The sequence below is a fragment of the Streptomyces sp. ISL-87 genome, assembly GCF_018614095.1.
In the GTDB taxonomy this organism is placed as follows: domain Bacteria; phylum Actinomycetota; class Actinomycetes; order Streptomycetales; family Streptomycetaceae; genus Streptomyces.
The window spans coordinates 1-18,785 of sequence record NZ_JAGGOY010000068.1 but is presented as its reverse complement, the minus strand read 5'-3'; the positions used below and the strand labels follow the sequence as shown (position 1 = coordinate 18,785).

The 18,785-nt window shown below is 66.6% G+C and carries 16 protein-coding genes and 1 pseudogene; 11 read left to right on the top strand and 6 right to left on the bottom strand.

Annotated features, from left to right (window positions below; genetic code table 11):
* Positions 1–14: 14 nt before the first annotated feature.
* The 7 genes from J7I97_RS39645 to J7I97_RS24975 all read left to right on the top strand — a co-directional run bounded on the left by J7I97_RS39645 (position 15) and on the right by J7I97_RS24975 (position 6,508).
* Positions 15–311 (top strand): helix-turn-helix transcriptional regulator, encoded by a 297-nt coding sequence (locus J7I97_RS39645; protein ID WP_308378370.1) that lies wholly within the window; start codon positions 15–17, stop codon positions 309–311.
* 341 nt (positions 312–652) lie between these two features.
* A complete protein-coding gene (locus J7I97_RS25000) occupies positions 653–2,641 on the top strand; it encodes a hypothetical protein (protein ID WP_214938649.1) in 1,989 nt (662 codons plus the stop codon).
* 489 nt (positions 2,642–3,130) lie between these two features.
* Positions 3,131–3,805 carry a hypothetical protein gene (locus J7I97_RS24995; protein ID WP_214938647.1) on the top strand — a complete coding sequence of 225 codons (675 nt, stop codon included), beginning with the start codon at positions 3,131–3,133 and terminating at the stop codon, positions 3,803–3,805.
* Entirely contained in the window at positions 3,802–4,557 is a 756-nt protein-coding gene (locus tag J7I97_RS24990) for a hypothetical protein (protein WP_214938644.1), read from the top strand. Before J7I97_RS24995 ends, J7I97_RS24990 begins: the two co-directional genes overlap by 4 nt.
* A 619-nt stretch (positions 4,558–5,176) precedes the next feature.
* Positions 5,177–5,758, top strand: a complete 582-nt coding sequence (locus tag J7I97_RS24985) for a hypothetical protein (protein ID WP_214938642.1) — start codon at positions 5,177–5,179, stop codon at positions 5,756–5,758.
* A gap of 249 nt (positions 5,759–6,007) precedes the next feature.
* On the top strand, positions 6,008–6,154 hold the full coding sequence (locus tag J7I97_RS24980; RefSeq protein WP_214938640.1) for a hypothetical protein: 147 nt from the start codon (positions 6,008–6,010) through the stop codon (positions 6,152–6,154).
* A 15-nt stretch (positions 6,155–6,169) separates the two neighbouring features.
* On the top strand, positions 6,170–6,508 hold the full coding sequence (locus J7I97_RS24975; protein ID WP_214938639.1) for a hypothetical protein: 339 nt from the start codon (positions 6,170–6,172) through the stop codon (positions 6,506–6,508).
* A 56-nt stretch (positions 6,509–6,564) separates the two neighbouring features.
* Here the strand turns inward: J7I97_RS24975 and J7I97_RS24970 are convergent, their stop codons facing one another.
* The 3 genes from J7I97_RS24970 to J7I97_RS24960 all read right to left on the bottom strand — a co-directional run bounded on the left by J7I97_RS24970 (position 6,565) and on the right by J7I97_RS24960 (position 7,908).
* Positions 6,565–6,756 (bottom strand): hypothetical protein, encoded by a 192-nt coding sequence (locus J7I97_RS24970; protein WP_251059146.1) that lies wholly within the window; start codon positions 6,754–6,756, stop codon positions 6,565–6,567.
* Between the two features lie 226 nt (positions 6,757–6,982).
* Entirely contained in the window at positions 6,983–7,459 is a 477-nt protein-coding gene (locus J7I97_RS24965; protein WP_214938635.1) for a hypothetical protein, read from the bottom strand.
* A complete protein-coding gene (locus tag J7I97_RS24960; RefSeq protein WP_214938633.1) occupies positions 7,459–7,908 on the bottom strand; it encodes a hypothetical protein in 450 nt (149 codons plus the stop codon). Before J7I97_RS24960 ends, J7I97_RS24965 begins: the two co-directional genes overlap by 1 nt.
* A gap of 1,064 nt (positions 7,909–8,972) precedes the next feature.
* On the opposite strand from J7I97_RS24960, the pseudogene J7I97_RS24955 reads away from it, so the two are divergent.
* From J7I97_RS24955 to J7I97_RS24945, 3 genes and pseudogenes are all read left to right on the top strand, one after another.
* Positions 8,973–9,175 (top strand): annotated as a pseudogene (locus J7I97_RS24955) (XRE family transcriptional regulator); the annotation flags it as partial.
* 137 nt (positions 9,176–9,312) lie between these two features.
* Positions 9,313–9,471, top strand: coding sequence for a hypothetical protein (locus J7I97_RS24950; protein ID WP_214938631.1), 159 nt, complete (start codon positions 9,313–9,315; stop codon positions 9,469–9,471).
* Positions 9,472–9,479: 8 nt separating this feature from the next.
* On the top strand, positions 9,480–9,725 hold the full coding sequence (locus tag J7I97_RS24945) for a hypothetical protein (RefSeq protein WP_214938629.1): 246 nt from the start codon (positions 9,480–9,482) through the stop codon (positions 9,723–9,725).
* 337 nt (positions 9,726–10,062) lie between these two features.
* Here J7I97_RS24945 and J7I97_RS24940 read toward each other — a convergent pair whose 3' ends face one another.
* Positions 10,063–12,396 (bottom strand): hypothetical protein, encoded by a 2,334-nt coding sequence (locus tag J7I97_RS24940; protein WP_214938627.1) that lies wholly within the window; start codon positions 12,394–12,396, stop codon positions 10,063–10,065.
* Between the two features lie 375 nt (positions 12,397–12,771).
* Complete coding sequence (locus J7I97_RS24935) at positions 12,772–13,956, bottom strand: ISAs1 family transposase (protein ID WP_251059145.1); 1,185 nt, start codon at positions 13,954–13,956, stop codon at positions 12,772–12,774.
* 457 nt (positions 13,957–14,413) lie between these two features.
* Between J7I97_RS24935 and J7I97_RS24930 the strand changes: the two genes are divergently transcribed.
* Complete coding sequence (locus J7I97_RS24930) at positions 14,414–15,367, top strand: hypothetical protein (protein WP_214938623.1); 954 nt, start codon at positions 14,414–14,416, stop codon at positions 15,365–15,367.
* 132 nt (positions 15,368–15,499) lie between these two features.
* Here the strand turns inward: J7I97_RS24930 and J7I97_RS24925 are convergent, their stop codons facing one another.
* Positions 15,500–18,157 carry a DEAD/DEAH box helicase gene (locus tag J7I97_RS24925; RefSeq protein ID WP_214938621.1) on the bottom strand — a complete coding sequence of 886 codons (2,658 nt, stop codon included), beginning with the start codon at positions 18,155–18,157 and terminating at the stop codon, positions 15,500–15,502.
* Positions 18,158–18,785: the final 628 nt, after the last annotated feature.

Below are 18,785 nucleotides of genomic sequence, written 5' to 3'. Positions count from 1 at the left end.
CAGCTATCAGTTTGATGGAGGTGAAGAGGATGACGACTACTCATGACCCGGTGGCATCAGTCGATGTGTTGCTACATGGGCATGCGCCACTGATGCCTGTGCCGGTCCGTGCTCCACTCCGTCGCGCGGCGGGCCTGACCCAAGAGCAGGTGGCAGAGGCGATCGGCGTGCAACCCCTGGCCGTCCTCCGGTGGGAGTCCGGTGCTGTAGAGCCTCGCAACGGGCCGCGTCGCACGGCGTATAGCCGGCTCCTTCATGGCCTGGCCCAGCGGTACCCCGAAGTCACGACACCGACCTCTAGGGAGCCGTAAGAGCGCTTGAGGCCGCCCCTGCGCCAACAGGAACGGCCTCCATACAGCAATCGACTCGCGTACCTCTCACAGTTCCGAGTCGTGTGTCCGGTGAGGTGACCTCGCCGGGGGTGATGCCCGTGGGCCATAGGCCCGCGTGGTCACCGATACCCAGGATATGCGGCCTGCCATCCATCGGCCACCATCCGCGGGGCCCTGTCTGGTCACATCGCCGTCCTCGACTCCCCGATAAAGGGGATTTCTTCCGTGCTTAACCTGCACGTTTTCCGCTTCTACTGCGCTCAAGACCGCTGGCACGTCTCTGCCCTGCACCTCGGCCTGGTCCACGCTGGGGGCGCGCGATGACGTCTTCCGTGTTCCGTCCAGCCGATGTGTCGATCGGGCTGGATTACATCGAGTTCGACGTCCGCACCGCCCGCGACGGCACGTGTGCCCCCGCCGTGAAGGCGGTGTACATGGCCCTCGCCACGTTCGCCAACGTCGATGACCACACCACCCTTGCCCCCGAGGCCGCGGCCGGTTTCTCTGAGGAGGCCCGCCGGGCGCTGCTGCCGTACCGGACGTCCATCGCCGCGCGGATCGGACGTTCCGTGGACACGGTGGACAGGGGCACTAAGGAGCTGGTGACGCGCGAGTTGCTGCTGATCGCCCCGCAGTCCTCCGCCGACGGGGCCCCGGACGCGTCCGTCTACCACCTGACCGACCGAGAGCAGTGGGCCCGCCGGACTCTGGAACGGGCGGCGGCGCGCACTGAAGCTCTTGCCGCCGGCCAGCCCTGGCCGCCGCGCTCCTCCGGCCCGCATGTCCCCCGTGTCTACCGCGATCCCGGGTTCGATTTCATCAAGCTGGATGCTCCGACCGTGGCCCGTGGTGACCTTTCTCCGAACTACAAGTCGGTGTACGCGGCTGTCGCCACGTTCGTACATGGCAAGACGCGGACCAGCAACAACCGTCCGCCGACGTACAAGGAGCTGTGCTCCTGCACGGGACTCGGCCGCAGCACTGTCGCGTCGAACCTGTCGGCCATGGTCGATGACGGGCTGCTGCTCATCACGGAACGCTACGACTCAGAGAACGGTGGGCGGGCGGCCTCGGCGTACACGCTCATGGATGCGAAGTGGTGGGCGCAGCGAGCGCTGTCCCGGATGCGGGCAGCCGAGGAGGAGCACGCCCGGGAAAACGGCCTGGAGGAGGGGGTGGCCGCACCAGCTGGATGGGGGTGGCCGCACCAGGTGGACGGGGGTGGCCGCGGGAGCCGGATGGGGGTAGCCGCACCAGGTGGACGCCATTACAAGAAGGTCATTAGAAGTGAGCAAGAGAAGGGGGTGGCTGACGCCGTAGGCCAAGGTGCGGGTGGTTTCGCGCGTGCGGGCGTCAGCGCAGGCGCGGCTGGTGAAAGCGGTGAGGCCGGTGGCGGCTCCGCCGCGTCCGAACCGCATCTCCCTCCCCAGCGCAAGACGTCTCCCCGGCCGGCTATCCGCAAGACGAAGCCCCGTCAGACTCCGCCCGGGTTCGACATGGTGAGGGCGGCAGTGCCGGTGGCGGTTGCTCGGCCGGGGACGGCGCTCTACTCGGGTCTGCACCGCGCTATCAACGACCTGTTGGTCGGGACCGAGGGGGCCGGCATCCCTCGCCGGTCGCCGGAGCAGGTGATTGCCCGGATCAATCGCCGGTGGCATGGCGAGCATGCCGATGTTCGTTCCGCGGCCGACTACCGGGGTTGTGACCGGTGCACTGCGTCCGGGTGCAAGGCCGCTCGTCGCAGCCCGGAGAACTTGGAGGGCTGCGACCGGATCATCAACAGGAGTTCGTGGCTCGCCGCGGCGATCCTTCAGCAGGACTGCCCGGACCCGGGGTGCGAGGACGGCGTGATCATCGGTGGTGGGGACTGCACGGCCTGTCAGATGCGGGCCAGGGATCGGCGGGAGGCTGCTCGCGCTGCTGCGGAGGCGGAGGAGCGGCTCCGGGCGGATGAGGCCGGGCGCGAGGCCGCCGAGGCGTCGGTGACGAGTTGGGCGGACGCGGAGGCGGCCGAGGAGTTCCGGTTCCGGATGCTGCTAGGCCGCAGCGGGGTATTCGGCGCGATGCTCGACCACCAGGTGCAGCAGCACATGACCGCGTGGCGGGAGCGGAACCCGGCCCCGGCTGGTGAGCCTGCGTCGGACTCCGAGCAGCAGCTGGTTCACGAGGAACCCGACTTCGACGGGCCCGACGAGGACGAGGCTCCCGAGGGGATCCCGTGGGAGCAACTGGCGTCGATGCCGAGCGCGGAGTTCCGAGCCTGGCGCGAGCAGCAGGCGCAGGCGAAGCTGGCCGCGCTCGGCCAGTAGCCCCGCCGCCCGCCTGGCATCCTCGCGGGGTGCCTGGCGGAACCATGCCCGGACCACCCCCCGTACGGGCCACAGGCGCCCCGTACGGGGCCGTGCGTAGCACCCCGGCCCCCCTTGGTTGCAGATGCCGCTGACAGAGGCTCAGGCGGCTGTCTGTGGCCTTGGGTGCGGCAGGTGCGGGGGTGACGTCGATTCAGCTGGGAGCGGGGCCGCCGGTTCCGGTCCGCTGGTGCGGCCCCGATGAGCAGGCGGCCGACAGGCGGAGCACGGTAGGGCTGCGGCTAGGGTCGGTGCAGCCCGGCCCGATATGGCGTGCGTGGGTGAGGCCCGGTGCCCAGGATTCCGGGGGCAGTACCACCGGGCCGCCCCACATCTCCTGGTGCAGCCGCAGAGGCCCTTGCCTGACCCCGTAGCGTTCGGGCATTACGGCAGGGCCGCAGGCGGGCGTTCAAGGCCTTCGTCGGTGTGGCCCGCGGGGAGGGGAGCGCGATGACGGCAGCCGAGTCCGACCGGGCCAAGGCCGGTCGGATACTCGAAGCGATTCCGGCGGATGCCTCCTGGCTTACCACGCTGTCCCAACGGCTTCCTCTGCACCGGGTGTCCGTTGTGCTCCCGCACGGTGTCGATAACGCCCTGGCCACCTTGAGGCGGGACCGTGTGCGTTTCACCGCCCCGGAGCTCGCCGAGGCCCACGAGGGCCTGCTGGAAGCGCTCGACAGGCTTCTTGAGGAGTTCGCCGGCACCTTCGCCCCGGATATCAACGGGCCTCCTCGGTACACCGAGGTTCCGCCGGAGTGGAAGCGCGCCGACCCCACCCGCTACTACGAGGCGTTGAGTGACCTGTCCCGGGCGCGCGATGCTGTGCTCGAACGATACGAGGAGCTGATGAACGTCATGAGCCAGAGCGGCCACCTGCCCGCACCACAGGACCCGCCAGCCGGGCAGTCCTTCAAAGTGACCACCGGGAACAACTCGCCGGTCCAAGTGACCGCTCCGCACGCGTACGCCGCCGCGGGCGGGACCGCTACTGCTGGCATACCTCAGCCGCCGCAGTCTGCCCAGGCCGCCCCGGCGCCCCGACCCTGGTACCGCAGTTGGACGAGCTGGGGAACCATCGCAGGCTTCATCGGAGCCGCCGCCGCCATCTACGCCATCTTCAAGTGATCTGGTCGGCCCGCCGGGAACTCCAGCCGCTGGACCGGCTGGAGCGAGGCGTCCTCGACGACTCGGCGCCGCTCGCCGGGCTACTGCGCCACGCCCTCATCATCGGCGGGCACGCTTCCTCCGAGCCGCTGAAGGAGTGGGCGGGGCACGAGTTGCGGGGCTACGTGCGGGCTCCCGACGCTCTGCCGGACTACCGTCGGACGTTTGCGCCGATCCGGGTCGATTCCCGATCCCCGTTCTGGGCGCGTGGCGGTGAGACCATCAGCGCGCTGCACCTTCCGGAGTTCGCCCGAGGCGCGATCACCGAGGAGCTGACCATCACCAATGGGGTGGGCGAGCTCGAAGACCTGGTTGCCCGTGCCCGTCCTGGTGACGTGGTGAAGATCAGCCTTCCAGGTGCCGCTGAGCTCCGGACGTTCATGACCAGGTCAGAGCAGTATCGCAAGCACAGAGTTGTCATCGACGAGCTGTACTGGGGGGTCCCGCCCTCCTCGGTGCAGGGCATCCTCGACCAGGTTCGGACCCGCCTGACCCAGTTTGTTGCGGAACTCCGATCCACCATGCCCAACGGGTCGCATGCGCCCACGCCCGAGCAAGTGCACCAGGCCGTACAGAGCATCCAAATCACGGCTGGTGACAACGCGAACGTGACCGTCACCGCCCCGGTGGCCTACGCCGGGTCCGGCGGCACCGCCAGCGCCATCAGTGGGGCGCAACTAGGCTGGTGGCGACGACGGCGCGGGCTGACGTAGCCCGGCCGGACTGCCGGCGCGCGTGAGGCGGCGGGTTCAGCCTGCGGAGACGCCCTGCTCCTGGTCCTCGTTGAGGGTTGGCCTCGGTGCGAAGTGCCGGTTTCGTGTCAGTGGGGGTTGTCAGTGACAGCCTGTCAGATATATCGGTCTTTGCTGATCATCACCGGCAGGCAACCGCCCACCTCATGAAGCGGCAGCCGCCGTTCGGCCTCCGGGTGACCTTCCCGCCCCACGCCCGCTGAGTTCGTCCAGGACGCGGCGGAGCGCGGCCGCGGCCACATCACCGGGGGCCGGGTCGGTAATCCGACCCCGATACGGGCTGCCCCCTGCAGATCCCCAGGTATCAGCGCGGTCACCCGGTGAGCCGCGTCGGCACCCTGCGCCTCCTCGTGCGCGTGGACGGCCTCACCGGGGCGTGTGCATGCCAGTGACGGCACCACCGCCCTTACCCGCGGCACCTGGCATGTCTGGGCGGAGATCGACCCGCCAACGATGAGCTGGTCATCCGCCGGTCCGTGACGCTCACCATCACGTGAGCGTCACGGACCGGTAACGCACCCCGTCGCAGGGGCCCAGGACGTCGCATGATGCACCCTCAGAGACACTCCTGGGGGGACACATGCACGCCCGCACCACCATCGCAGGAGCGGCCACAGCCGCCTTGCTGCTCACCGCGACAGCCTGCGACAGCCAGAGCACCGGCCAACCAGCGCCGGCCGTAACGTCCTCGGCTCCCAGCAGCGCCGTCCCGTCACCGTTGGCGACGCCGCCCGCGGCGCCGCTCACGTTCGGCACGACGATCAGCTCATCCAACCCCAAGGCTGGCTCCGCGGCGACCGTGACCGTCCTCGGGTACGAGCACGATGTCCGCGCGCACACCAGCGCCGATGAGGAGTACAAGACGAGCGGCTACGTCTGGGCCGCCGTCGAGATCAAGGTGTGCAGCACGAAGGGCACCGTAGGCGTCACCCGTACTCCCTGGGCCCTGGCCTACGCCGACGGCGCCCGCGTCGAACCGAGCTCCAGCACCTACGACGACTTCCCGCGCCCCGAGTACCCGTTCGAGGCCGACATCCGGAACGGCGACTGCCTGCGCGGCAAGACCGTGTTCGCCGTGCCCGGCAAGCAGCGGCCCGAACGGGTTCTGTACACCAGCAGCATCCTGCCCGAGCCCGCCGAGTGGGCGGTCCCGCCACAGTAGCCGAAGGAGGCGCCCGTGGCCGGTAACCCCACAACGGGCGCCCGTACCGCGCCATGTGCGCTCGGCAGCCGTGGTCGGCACCGTGAGCGGGGTCTGGTGCGTGCAGCTGCAAGGCGGAGGAAGACGGCGATGCGGAGGTCACGGGCTCGTCGCACCGCACGTTTGCGCACGTGTGGCGGAGCCATCCCCCGTCGGGGCGGATTCGGGGGCTGGCCGTGTCGCCGCCGGCCCCGACGCCATTGACCGGCCATGAACACGATTAAGAACACTGCCGTGGTGGTGCTGGCCCTGGTCGCGGTGGCGGCCGTGGCCGCCCCCTCGGCCACGGCCACGCCGGCCTACAAGTGCTCCAGCAGCACGAAGGCCATCGATGACAACAGCTATGACGGGCCGTGACCCGACAACTGGGACGTGAAGGTGAGCACGTGCGCGGCCCGGTCCGGGCGCACCGTCTACGCCTACGCCGAGGTGCAGTGGGACGGCCCCGCGTTCTACCCCGTGGACGACACGGAGATCTTCGACGGGGCCAAGCTGCGGTTGCAGATCAAGCAGTCCCGGGAAGGCACCGACCCCGTGGTGATCGAGCGCGATTTCACCGCGTTGGAAGACCAGTTGGAGGACAGCACGTCGAGCAGCAAGCGCCACGGGCGCTATCGCACGCCGACGATCAGCCACCGGCGGGCCCGGGCGCCCTCGCGGGTGCTTGTTCTTGGACTGGCATGGCGACGGACGCGGCTACCAGCGCCATGACTACACCGGCTCGCCCACCGTCTGATGGCGGCCGACCTCGCCGTCTCCGGGGCCTGCTACGGCACGGGCCGGTAGGAGTCCGCAGGGGCGGCGAGGCGCGAGCCCAGGCGGAACCGCAGCTCTCCGGCGGCCTGGCGGATCTCCTCGGAGCGGGTCTCGTCGCCGAGGATGCCGAGCAGGACCATGACGGCTCGGGCCTCGCCCTCGCTCAGCAGCTTCAGCCGGTTTTCGGTGACTTCCGGGAACAACGCCCGGCCTCCGTGCCACGTCACCGGTGGCGGCCCGCACGGCTGCGCTCACAGCATGTCCGGGTGCCATACGGCGGGGCCGCCGCCGCCCCATTCGATGAGGCCTTCGCCGTAGGGGGGCGACGTCGTCGGGGTCGAGCCCGGCCCGGCGCAGGAACTCCAGACGTCGTTCGGGCCGAGGCGCGGCCGAGGATCTCACCGTCACATCAGGGATGCGTAGGCTCGATCAGACGCTGCGCAGGTGGCCGCGTGGGGGCGCCTTGCGCTGCTCGGCCTTCCTGCGGGCCTTGTCTTCCTGATATCGGGCCAGGCGCCGCTCGTACTCCTCCTCGAAGTGGCCGACGTTGAGCCGGTCCTCCGGTGCCAGCGCTGCCAGGGCGGCGGTGCGGTCCTGCGCCGTGGGGTAGGCGGCGAGCATGGGGTGGAGTTGAAGCCGGCCGCGGCCTGCGACGTAGACGAGGCGGGCCGCTACGAGGTAGGGCATGGCGCGGCTGATGACGCCGCGGTCGAGGGCCAGGCCGGTGGCGAGCTCGCCGTGGGTAGCCCGTACAAGGCCGCCGGGCTGCTGCTGGGTGAGCATGTACAGCAGGATTGCGTACGCCGTGGGAGGCAGGCGGGGGATGTAGCTGAGGCCCTGGACGGAGATCAGCTGGTACTCCTGATGGGGCCACCGCGAGGCGGCCGCCGAGGCTGCGACAGTCATCACTTCCCCTTTCGCTTCTGCCGGGGTCCCGCCGGCAGTGTTGCGTCCACTTCCGCCATGGCCTTGAACGCCTCGGGGGCCTTGGGGTCCGCCAGGATCTCCTGCAACAGGTCCAGTTGCTGGACCCGCTCGGGTGTACTCCCGGGGAGCCTACGCTGCCCCTCCGGCAGCGGCTTAATGCCTCCGCGCAGAGCTCCCGAGGGCACGAGCTGGTAAACACCGCGCCGCACTCGGCGCACGACTCCGTCGTCCTGGAGGACGGCGAGGGCCCACGAAATGTGTGTGCGGCTGTAGCCGCCGATCTCGTCGCCGATCTGTTCCTGGGTGCGCTCGATGTGCCCGCCCACCTCCTGAAGGCCGATCAGGGCAACCAGGACGACGAGGATGAACCGGTGCTCGGGGTCCTGGTAACGCCGGGCGGCCCAGAGCATGAAGGCGAGGGAGTCCATGCTGTATGAGCCGCCGATGAACCCTTTGGACGTTGCCAGAGGGTAGATCTGCGCAGCGTGTCCCGGTGGAAGTTTCACCTGCTCTGCGCGCGGAACGCCACCGCTGGGTGAAGGAGAAGGCAGGGGCCGCCGACGCTTCTTGGGCCGCGGAGGCGGAATCGGAACTGCGGAGTCGTACGCGTCTGGCATTCGCTGGCCCCTCATGGTCCTGGTTCGCAGTGAGCAGGGTAGTGGACTGTTGCATTACTGCCACGCTCACCGTGCCGGTACTGCAACGCTTCTTGGAGATACGGCAGTGCAGCACCGGCGTATCCCTTGCTCAGAGGTAACCCCGGCTGCATCACCGAACTGCTCACCACTTCGACCCCGCTGGCGTCACGAATGGATCACGAAGCAAACGATCCGCTCACCGGGAGCCGCGGAAACTCACCCACCGAAGGCAGCAGGACCCTTCCAAGCCGCGTGTGTTGCATTTTTGCTACCAAACCCGCTGGCAGGACAGCGATCTGACGCCCAGTTGTGTTGCACTACTGCCACCAACAGGCCTAGATACGTCGACAACTACTGACGTATCGCAGGTAGATACGTCAGTGCTGTACTGACGTATCTCGCGCGTCACAGCCGCCTGACCAGGCAAATCGTGGCTGTTCCCCTCTAAGAACCCCGCAACCCCTCTGTGGCGCGGCTGGTTTCACGTGCGGGTATCTGCCTCGTTTGGCTGAGCTGGCTTCGCGTGCGGGTCTCTGGTTCGTCTGCGGGAGGGGGACAGCAACAGCGTTAGCTGCGTCTCGGGTGGTGCCGACCGTGACGGACAAGCCAACAAGGGAGTGGCGGGGACCGGTGGGTGATTCCGCACCACGGCCTGGCGGCCGCGTTGCTCATGCACCTCCGCACGCAGTCCTGTACCTGCCGGACGGTGGGGCTTCCGTTCTGTGGCTGGGGTCGACGAGGGCCACGAGGACTGTGTCTGCGGCTCGGTACCTTCCGCCAGCACAAGGGCTTGTGCCGCCACTGAGACCATGAAAGCTGTCCCGCGCCTGTGGGACTGATCCAGAGGGGGCGGCATGGGCATCGTCGGGGACAGCCTTGAGCGGGCCGGTCAGGCTCATTTCACCCGCCCGATCCCGAAGAGCGCGGGCGCGCAGATGCGGTACCTGGTCAAGCAGGAGAAGAGCGCGAAGACCGTCGCGGAGCTCCTGGGTATCAGCCGGGCACCGTCGAGCGGTACGTGAAGGACGAGATCAAAAGTCCCCGGCCGGAGTTGGCCGATCCTGCGCGTGACCCTGGACTGACACCAGTCCGGATCCGTCCGCGGGATTGTCGGTGGTGGCTGAGAAGCTGGCATCAGTCAGCAGGCTCCGCGCTCTCGCGGCGGCCGCTCAGCAGCGTGACGGAGGTCCGGCGATGGCCATGGTGAGCTTCAAGGTGAGATGGGTCCTCGACGGCCAGGAGAAGACCTCGGCCGTGCACTACGACCGGACCTCCGCCGAGCAGCGGCAGCAGGATCTCGTGAAGTCCGGAGCCACGGCCGTAGAGATCTTCGAGACCACCCACGGCCGGTAGACCACACCATGGTCAGCACACCCCCGCAGCCGGCGGTCCGCTTCCACGTGTCGATGACCTTCACCCCCGGGGGACCGAAGGTCGAGGGGACCTGGGAGGCCGAGGCGTCTGCGGTGAAGCGGTTCCGCGGCTTCATCGGGACGCACGGCTCGGACGACGTGACCATCACCTTGTGCGCCGAGACGGATGGCATCCGGCGCCGCTTGCGCACCTGGACAAAGGACCACGGCGAGGTGCTCCACGCCGGGCAGTGACCCACCCGACGGACCTGCTGCGACCCAGCCCTCGGCGAAGCCGTCCCGGACACAACACCCTCTTACCGGCGACCGCGACTGCAGCGACGCAGTCGTGGCCGGCCCACGTACGCGACGCGGCCGACTCCGCGCACGGGGCCGTCCGCCACGGCCGGACGCACACCCGCCCGGGCAGGAGCGCCGGTGCATGCCATGCCGTCGATAGCGCTGAGGCCCCGGCCGGTGCGCCCACCCTGACCGTCGAAGGGCGTGGTGCCTGGCTGGCACGACGGGCTAGCCACCGAAGCTGGCTTTATGGCCGTCGGGATATCTGCTTCGGCCCGGTTGCCCGATCGACTCACGAATCCGGACCGGATCTCATCTTGTCGTAGAAGTCTTCCGCTTCCACGTGAAGATTCAGCTGAGTCTCGGCGGGAAGATTTGACCTCCCGAAGTAATATTCCCCGGACAGTGAACTGGTAGTGACTATTGCCTTCATTGAGCGCACGCCATGACTGAATTTTGAGATCTCAAGAAATGCGTTCAGGACTCCAGGGTCTATTACCTCGACGCCCTTAGCGTCATCTGTCACGAACGTCGGGGCAGGATGATCAAATAGTGATGTCTCTTTCTCTAGTATTGACCGAAGCAGAACGGCGCGCCTGATGACATAGAGATCGTCCCCCGGAATTTTATCAATGCCCTTGAGCTCCATGGTGCCCCGGACTCTGCTTACGAAGTCGGGCCCTTTGGCCTCAATAAAGTGGCCCTGCCTCTGGAAGTCATGCAGACTTTTCGATATCCCTCCGGCGAAGACAAATATAGAACGGCCTATCGGATGCAAGGCTTGCCCTTGTTGAAATGTCCCGTCCTGCATCGGCGACAGGAAGTATCGCAGCCACCCGAGCTCCCTCTCAAAGTAGGTGTCAAATTCATCCCAGAGGACCAGCGGTATCTTGCCCTTAAGGCGATCGTCGCGCACGAGATGGAGCGAGTCTTCCATGTCTTTCGTGTCGCGAAACTGAGATAGGTTGAATTCATTGAAAGCGAATTCTGTCGCTGGCATCTTGAGTGAGTGAATGACCTCTCTCACGGCGGTCGACTTGCCTGATCCTGGCGCCCCGAATACCGCTATTGACAGAGGTTCGGGGACCTTTTCCTTTGGCTGCGGAAGCGCCCTTGTGCCTCCTTTTTCTGCGTAGTCCATTACCAGCGCCCTGACGGATTCAAAGCTCTCAATCTCTTGCCGATCAACAGTGGTCAGGCTTCCATATTTGGCGCGAGGTACATCACTCAGAGCTTCATCCACTCCCTGAAGTACGATATTGCGCGCAAGTTGATGGAGGTGATTCTTGTGCATGTCGGAAAGTATCGACCATAGATGGAATGGCTCCGACGGATCTATGGCTACCCTGACGGGTTCAGCCGGGTTTCCTCGAATCCATCCTTCTTTTTGAAGGTGATTCTTTATTATGTCAGTGACCGGTTTGATGGGAAAGGCTAGCCCTTCCCGATCAATCCATTGATTTGCTGCACTATCGGCCTCTGCCTCGTGGCCTGGTTCAGCGGCGACGGCAACCTGGCCTCGTCTCTCGGCCGACACTTCGGGGACGGTGCCGAATCCACACTCATAGAGCTTATGCATTGCTACGAGGCTGGACTTAATGCCGTTCTCAACCTGGCGTCGCGATTCGTTCGACTCTTGTATCTCATTGAATTCACTCATGAACATGTGAGCGATGGAAGCCGTAAGAGTCGACGTGTAGCCCCACATGTGACCGTGGCCCCAGAAGTCTGCCGACCGCTCCGTTCTGGCAGGGTCGAAGAGCAATGTGTATTTGCTCATACGGCTGGATGCGGCTTCGTCATCTTTACCCGGCGCAGCCGCGTCCCGGTCGAATAGCAGTGCGCCTTCCGGGCCAAAGGAGACAACCACATAGCGACAGGCGGTCAGAGCGGGAATGCCTGCAAGTACTGTTGTACAGTCGCCTGCTATGCGCTCCCAAGAGACGCCTTGGCTAATCTTGACTCCGGTATTGCGTCTCAAGTCATCGGCAGTCGTCACAACTATGAGCTTGTCCTTATGGGGTGCCAGCTTGCCCCACAATTCTTCACGCAGATTGTAGAGGATCCTCTCACCACCAAGCTTGAGGAGAACCCAGGGTTTGTTACCATCTCCTGCTATGGCGCTTGGCCAGTGTTCACTGACCTTGTTGTATCCTAGCCCTGAGTCCACTAGTACAACTATGGAAGCATCTGCGTGATCAGGCTCTACTTTGCAGCCTGCATGGCCATCCGGACATTTCTGTCCCCACTTAGTGATGCCAAGCTTCTCGTCAACTCGCCAACGCGTATGTTTGACGGCCGAGCCTTCCTTTTTAGCTTCTTCCTCGTCGAGAGGGAATTTTCCTAGAGTCACATAGTAGTGACTCAGTCGCTCATTTTCACCGAAAGGTAACCTTTCGATCCCGCTATGTGTTGCAGGTTTTTCAAACCCCTTAACAATGAGCTTTTCGATAAGAGCTGCCAGGAGGCAAGTTCCGCCCTTTATCTCGGTCGCCCTAAGGGACTGCTCGCGAGTCTGCCATTTCACTCCCGTGCCTCGCCGCTGGCCGCTTCCTTCATGGCGCTCAATAACCCAGTCGGTGAGCAGGTCGCCGGATACCACAATATGCTTGGCACTGTCAGGCATAGTCTTAGCACCCCCATGATGGGGACCTCTATTGCGATAGTTGCCTTAGGGGTCTATTGAAGACCGTGAGCGGGAGATCACGTACGCCAGTATTTCAGTGATCTATTGATCAACTACTGGCTGATCGCGGCAAAATCGCGCGTGACTCCTAGAGTGAGCCAACCGCGTCCGTAATTCCACGATCACCCGGATCCACTCATACGTCAATCGTGACCCGTGCAGCCGAGCGGGCCGCCGCGACGAAGGGCTGTGGGCTGCCCGACGTGGGAAAGCCTCAGGCGCCTTCTGGGGCCTTCGCGGATGTGAAGACGGCCGGTGAAGCGACCGGTACCTGCCGGGCAGGGTCATTGCATGATCGGGATCTGTCCGGGTTGATCACGTGAGGCCGAGAGCCGACAGTGGTCGGAGGTAGTCGCGGCTGGTGCGTCGGAGGGCGGCGGCGATGTTGGTCTCGCCGTTCTGGCGGAAGAGGCTGATGGCGAGGTTGCGCAGGCTGGCCATGGTGCGGGGCAGGGTCCCGGTGCGGACCTTGGAGTCGTCCTCGCGGAAGGTCCGGTCACGTACGTGGTGCAGGAGATTCTCGATGCCCCAGTGGCCCCTGATCCAGGCGGCGAGCTCGGCCGGGGTGGCGTCGAAGACATCCAGGCTGGTGATCAGGTAGACGCGCTCGATCGTCAGCTTCCCGGTGGCGAGGTCGCGGCGCCATCGCACGACTTGGATCGCCTGGCGGGCGCCGGGGTAGTCGATGTGGCGGAACGCGGCGACCTTGAGACGGCGGATCTCATCGCGGTGGTGAGCCCGGTCGCGGGTGTGGTGGTCCAGCGGGATCTCGGCCCAAGGCAGCTTCCTGACCTGTGCATACAGGCCGGGGTGGTTCTTCTTGATGACGGCCAGGTAGTGGGCTCCGCGCTCGATGAGGTAGGCGCCGTGGCTGTGCTGGGTGTGCAGGGCGTCACCGGTCAGCACGGTGCTCTCCAAATCAATCGTGTCCAACAGAGGCTGGAAGGCGGGTATTTCGTTGCTCTTGGAGGCGATCTGCCGCTGGGCCAGGACTACGCCGTGGTGGTCCATCGCGGCCAGCAGCTGGATCGCGGTCGCGGTCTGGGCGCGCGAGCCTCGCACGGTCTTGCCGTCGACGGCGATGGCCCGCAGGGCCGGCCGCTTCGAGGGTGGTTCAGCTGGCGCCGGTGGTGGGGTTCTGGCCTGCAGGTATGCGCCGATGGCCCCGTCCAGCGCGTCGCCGTCGACGTGCTGGAGCAGGCGGCGGACAGTAGCGGCGTGCGGCACCGCCCGGAGGCCGGTGAGCGGGTCGGCCGGAAAGCCGAGGAGTCCCAGGACGTGCTGCGGCGCATCTGTGATCCATTCACTGATCGCGATGAGCGAGCGGGCACCGGTCAAGACCGCCGCCGCGGCCGCACAGAGCAGCGCGTGCGCCGGATACCGCCGCCCCTTCCGTCCGCGGGGATCGGGCACCAGATCCAGGAAGCGCCGCAGGTCAGCGGCGTCCTCCTCGGTGGTCCGGGCGTTCGGAAGGGTCAGTTGTCCCAGCCCTGCGGGCATGGGCGATGATGTTCGGGCAGGCACGGTCTCGCTCGGTTCTCATGGGTCTCGACAACCACATGATCACCAGCGCCGTGCCTGCTCTGCTTCCCGGGCTCTTCTCGCACCAAGCTGGGACATGACGCCACGTCACACACGAGACCGGCGAACCGGACCGACCGCCTTCACGCAATGACCCTGACCTGCCGGGATGCGGGTCTGCCTGAGGAGTGGTGAATCCAGCGACGTGCTGAATTTCCAGCGCGCGCCTGATTGTGTGTCAGGTAGGCGTGTGGGGCCGGTCTGTGGCGCGGATTCGGCCCTCGGCCGAGGGGCGGCCGGGGGACGGGGTGAGGCCTGTGGTGGTACCCGCCGGGCTCCTGGCCGCTTTATAACCGGGGTGGACTGTCAGACCCTCTCTCTACTCTCTGCACGCTTCTCGTCACACGGGGTGTCGGGGCGGTGGAAGGAGTCGTCTATGTCTGTTCCGGTGCAGCGAAAGAGGGCCGTTGAGCTGGAGAAACTCATCGAACAGGTTCCGGTGTGGGCGGGGGAGGCGGGGCTGACTTTGCTTCCTGCTCTGCCCGAGCCGGCGGGTCTGCGTGTACGTCTTGAGGGTGACGAGGTCAACGCCGCGGCCTTCTGTGACCTCGCCCGAACGTGCGGGGCCCGGATCCTTTACCTCCTCAGCGAAGCCTTCGAGGCGGCCGAGTTCGCCGTCCTTGAAGATGACGACTCGGATGGCGATGGTGTGGAGGAGCAGCTGAGTGCTGATGCCCGGCGGGAGTTGGAGCGGATCCGTCGCACTGCGCTGACTCGCGACGGGCAGTTCACCGGCGTGTTCCTGTGCTTCGTCGCTGAGGGCGTGGCGCACTACTGGTGCGAGGTCGCTCCCTGGCACACCGAGCTCGAAGAAGATTGGGCGCAGTTCACGGCCCTCAATCGAGCCTCTCAGGGCGCTCGGGCAGAGGATGCGCAGGCGCGGGCGGCGGCGGAGGTCGATCGGATTGCGGCCGAACTGGCCGGCAACCCGGAGTTCCGCTCCGCTGCCAAGCGGTCTCACCACCACGACATCGCCGCCACCGCCTACCCGCCACCAGCAGACGCCGACGACGACCAGCTGCAAGAGCACCAGCGCATCGTCCGCTGGGCCACCAGCCAGGCCATCGACGCGGTTGAGCAGGCTGGCCGCCGGATCTATGCAGGCTACGAGCGGGACCTGAACGGGCTCGCGGAACAGATCGCCGCCGCGGGAATCGTGGCCGACGCCACCACCGTCGCCGCACGGTCCCTCCTGCTGAGTGTGTTCCTGACGGAGAAGTCCAGTGGGTACCCCCCGCCGAAGCGCTTCATGGACCTGCTGATGCTCCGCCCCCCGCTCCGCAAGCCCCGGAAGAACTCTTCAATCACCGGACAGCTGCCGTTGGACTGACGGGTCCCGACGGATTGCGAGGACCTCGGCGGGTCCTGGCAATCCGTCGGATCTGACAGCGGTCCGCGGGGCGGAGGGCTTCCCCATCGATGTCGGTGTCGGTTGCAACCGGCGCGGAGAAAACGTCGGCTGCTAGGTCCACCTCATCGCGATGGCGTCGAGTTGCGCGATCCGTTCGGTGGTGAGTGATGCCTTCCTGTTGCGGGCGTTGCTGACGAATGCCCCCAGTTTCACTTCACGGATCTGCCGCTGGGGTGTATCGCTGGCGGGCAGGCCGCCGTCGTCGACCGGCACTGGTTCGACGTGCTTGCGTGGCACGTTGAGGTGTCCTTGGCGCTGGTGGTACTGGGTGGCTGCGGTGAGGTTGAGGGTCCATTTGTCGGCCTGGCTCATCCGTCCCGCCGCCTGCGCTTTCTCTCGCGCGCTGGCGGGTTCGAGGCCGAGGACGGCTTTGAGGAGCCATTGCTGTCCTGCTTCGAGGTCGTGCCAGCCCCAGCGTTGCGCGCGGACCCATTGTCCGAGGTCTTCGCCCTGGATGAGGATCTCGCGTGGCGCTTGGGGCACCTGCCCGCTGGCTTCGATGTGACGCCGCAGGAGGGTGAAGGCGCGTTGCCAGGCGACGGGCCAGGCGGGGCACCAGGCGGGGTCGATGTCTTCCAGCTGCGCCCGGCGTTCTTCGGGCATCGACCAGGCAAGGGGCAGCGGTTCAAGGCCTTCGGCTTGGCGTTGTTCGCTTTCGGCGGTGCGGCGGGCTGAGGCGCGGGCGTTCTTGAGCCAGACCCCGACGGGATGTCCTTGCCAGACGGCGCTGACGGGGGCGAGGAGGTGACCGTGTTGGGCGGACCAGCCGCGGGCGGCGGTGAGTCCTTCTTCCCAGGCGACATCGCGCTCGGACCAGACCATGCCGAGCTCGTCCAGCATTTTGACCCGCTCGTCGGACAGTCGGCCCCCTGCGTTGCTGCGGCGGGCGTCGGCGATCCATTGCCCGAGAGGGAAGCCTGCGAGCGTCGCCGGCCAGTGCACCGGGTGTTCGTGGGCGCCTTGGGCTGCGTCGAGGAGGGCCGTGTCCACTGCGGCCTGGTCCTCGTCGGCGACGGCTTGTTCCAGTACGCGCAGTTCCGCCTCGGTAGCGGCCGGTTTCGGCTGGGTGTTGTCCGGGGCGTGGGTTTCGCCGGGCTGGGGGGCCTTGTAGGTGAAGGGGACGCGGAGGGCACCGTGTTCTTGGCGGTAGAGCATGGCGGCTTCGAGTCCGCGGAGCCAGTGCGTCTTCTCTGGTTCGAGTACACGGAGTTTGATGAACGTGGCGAGCTTGGCGGGGTTGCGGTGGGTGGAGAACTTCAAGAGCGCGTGGGCGGGTCCGCTGATGCCCTCGGTGTCCGGCTGCCACTCGGCAGGCATCTCCGCCTGGGCGAGCGGGGTGTAGCGGCTTGGCGCCTGAGGCTCGGCCAGGGTCTCCACGATCCGGGTGTCGTGCGCGCGGAGGGCTTCCAGCAGCTTGGCCAGGCCCCCGTACGCGCGGGAGGTGAGCATGTCGTCCGGGGTCTCACCGGGCCCGAGCAGGACCGGTACGACCAGCGAGGCGACCTTGCCCTCGCCCGGCTTCATGCGTAGCGCCCGTCCGACGGCTTGGACGAGGTCGGGCATGGAGCCGCGCAGATCGGCCCAGAACACGCTGTCGCACTCTTTGGTGTCGACGCCTTCGCCGAGGACGCGTACAGATCCGAGGAAGCTCTTGTCGGCCTTGGTGCCGTCGGCGGCGGTGCCGACGGCGAAGTCGTCCAGGACGCGGCGCCGATAGGCCGGCGAATGTTCTCCGCAGAGCCAGTCAGCCCACACGGCCCGGGGGTAGAGCTCGGGGTCCAGGACGTGGAGTTGTTCGGCGATGTCGGGCAGCCCCGTGGCGAAGGCCTCGGCTTCCTTGACCTGATGGTGGAAGACCAAGGTGCGCGTGAAGCCCTCCGACGCAGCGGCCTTCACCACGGCGGTCTGCAGGGCCGCCATGCGCGTGCCGCGGACCTTGTCCGAGCGCTGCTCGGCGCCGAGGAGCTTCGCGGTTTGGAAAGCGGCGTCGGTGATGTCCAGGCACACGACCTGATACGGGGCGACGATGTGCCGGTCGATGGCCTCGGACAGGGTCAAGGTGTAGCAGCGCGCACCGAACAGTCCGTTCTCGTTGTCCTCCATGGAGGCCACCAGATCCCCGCATCCCGGCTCCTCGCCGGCCTGCCACAACCGCGGGGTGGCGGTCATGTACAGCCGCCGCGCAGCCGGGATCCTGGCATTGTCGTGAACCACGGCCCACGGCTTTCCGACCCGCCCCGACGTACGGTGCGCCTCGTCCACCACGATGAGATCCCAGGCGGGCAGGCCAGCCTGGTGCGCACGCTCAAGGGTGCCCAGACCGAGGGAGGCGTACGTGGAGAAGACAGTGACCTGCTCCAAGTGCGCGGTCCAGCGCACGAGCTCCTCCGGGACGGTGGTGTTCGCGAAACCGGCCTCCGACTCACGCAGCGAAGACACCCCCAGCACTGCACCCGCACGTCCACCCACCCGCCAGGCGGCCTCGGTCTGGGCCAGCAGATCCAGAGACGGAACCAACACCAGCACCCGGCGCGCGCGCAGCTCCGCTGCGCTCCTCGCCGCCACCAGGGTCTTGCCCGAGCCGGTAGCCATGACCACCTGAGTGCGTAGTCCCGCCTGCGGAAGCAGACCTGAGGATGGGTCTTCCAGGGCCTTGAGTACTGCGTCCACGGCCTCGCGCTGATGCGGCCGCAACTCCATCCGGACCATGCCCAACCCCATCCTTCCAACCACCCACACGAGTGGTTCCGACGAGAACTCCGCACGAGGCCATCCCGCTACGGCCACACTCGATGAGCACGGCCGCCGATACTGCTCTACCGAGCACGATCTCCCGGATAGAGTCGTGTAGCTGCAGTGGAGCAGGGCTCCGGCCCCTGTAACTAGCCTATCCAGTATAGAATGAAGCACACGCGTCGCTGCCCCGTTTCACCCTCCCAGGGGGTGGGGAGAATGAGCGTGGAGACAGGTAACCGGACTGGAAGAGACAAGGTCCCGGGGCAGTCAGCCCCGCAGTGAAGAACCGACCGCCCCGGCACCCCTCTACTGCCAGCCGCCCGCGCAGCGGGCATCGGGCCGGGGAGCGAAGCGACCGGGCCCTGTTCTGGCTGCTACGCAGGCCAGAACCCTGGAGCGCAGCGGGAAGGCTTCATGGGCCGTGCAAAGCACGGCCCATGACCCAGGGTCAAACCTGGAGCGCAGCGGAAGGGTTGACCTCCCTCGCGAAGCGAGGGCCCAGTCCGTAGCGAAGCGGAGGACAGCCGGCCCGAAGGGCCGGTCCACCCGGCGCGCAGCGCCGGGCCTCCGCTCCAGAGCGCGCAGCGCTCTGGTACCCGCT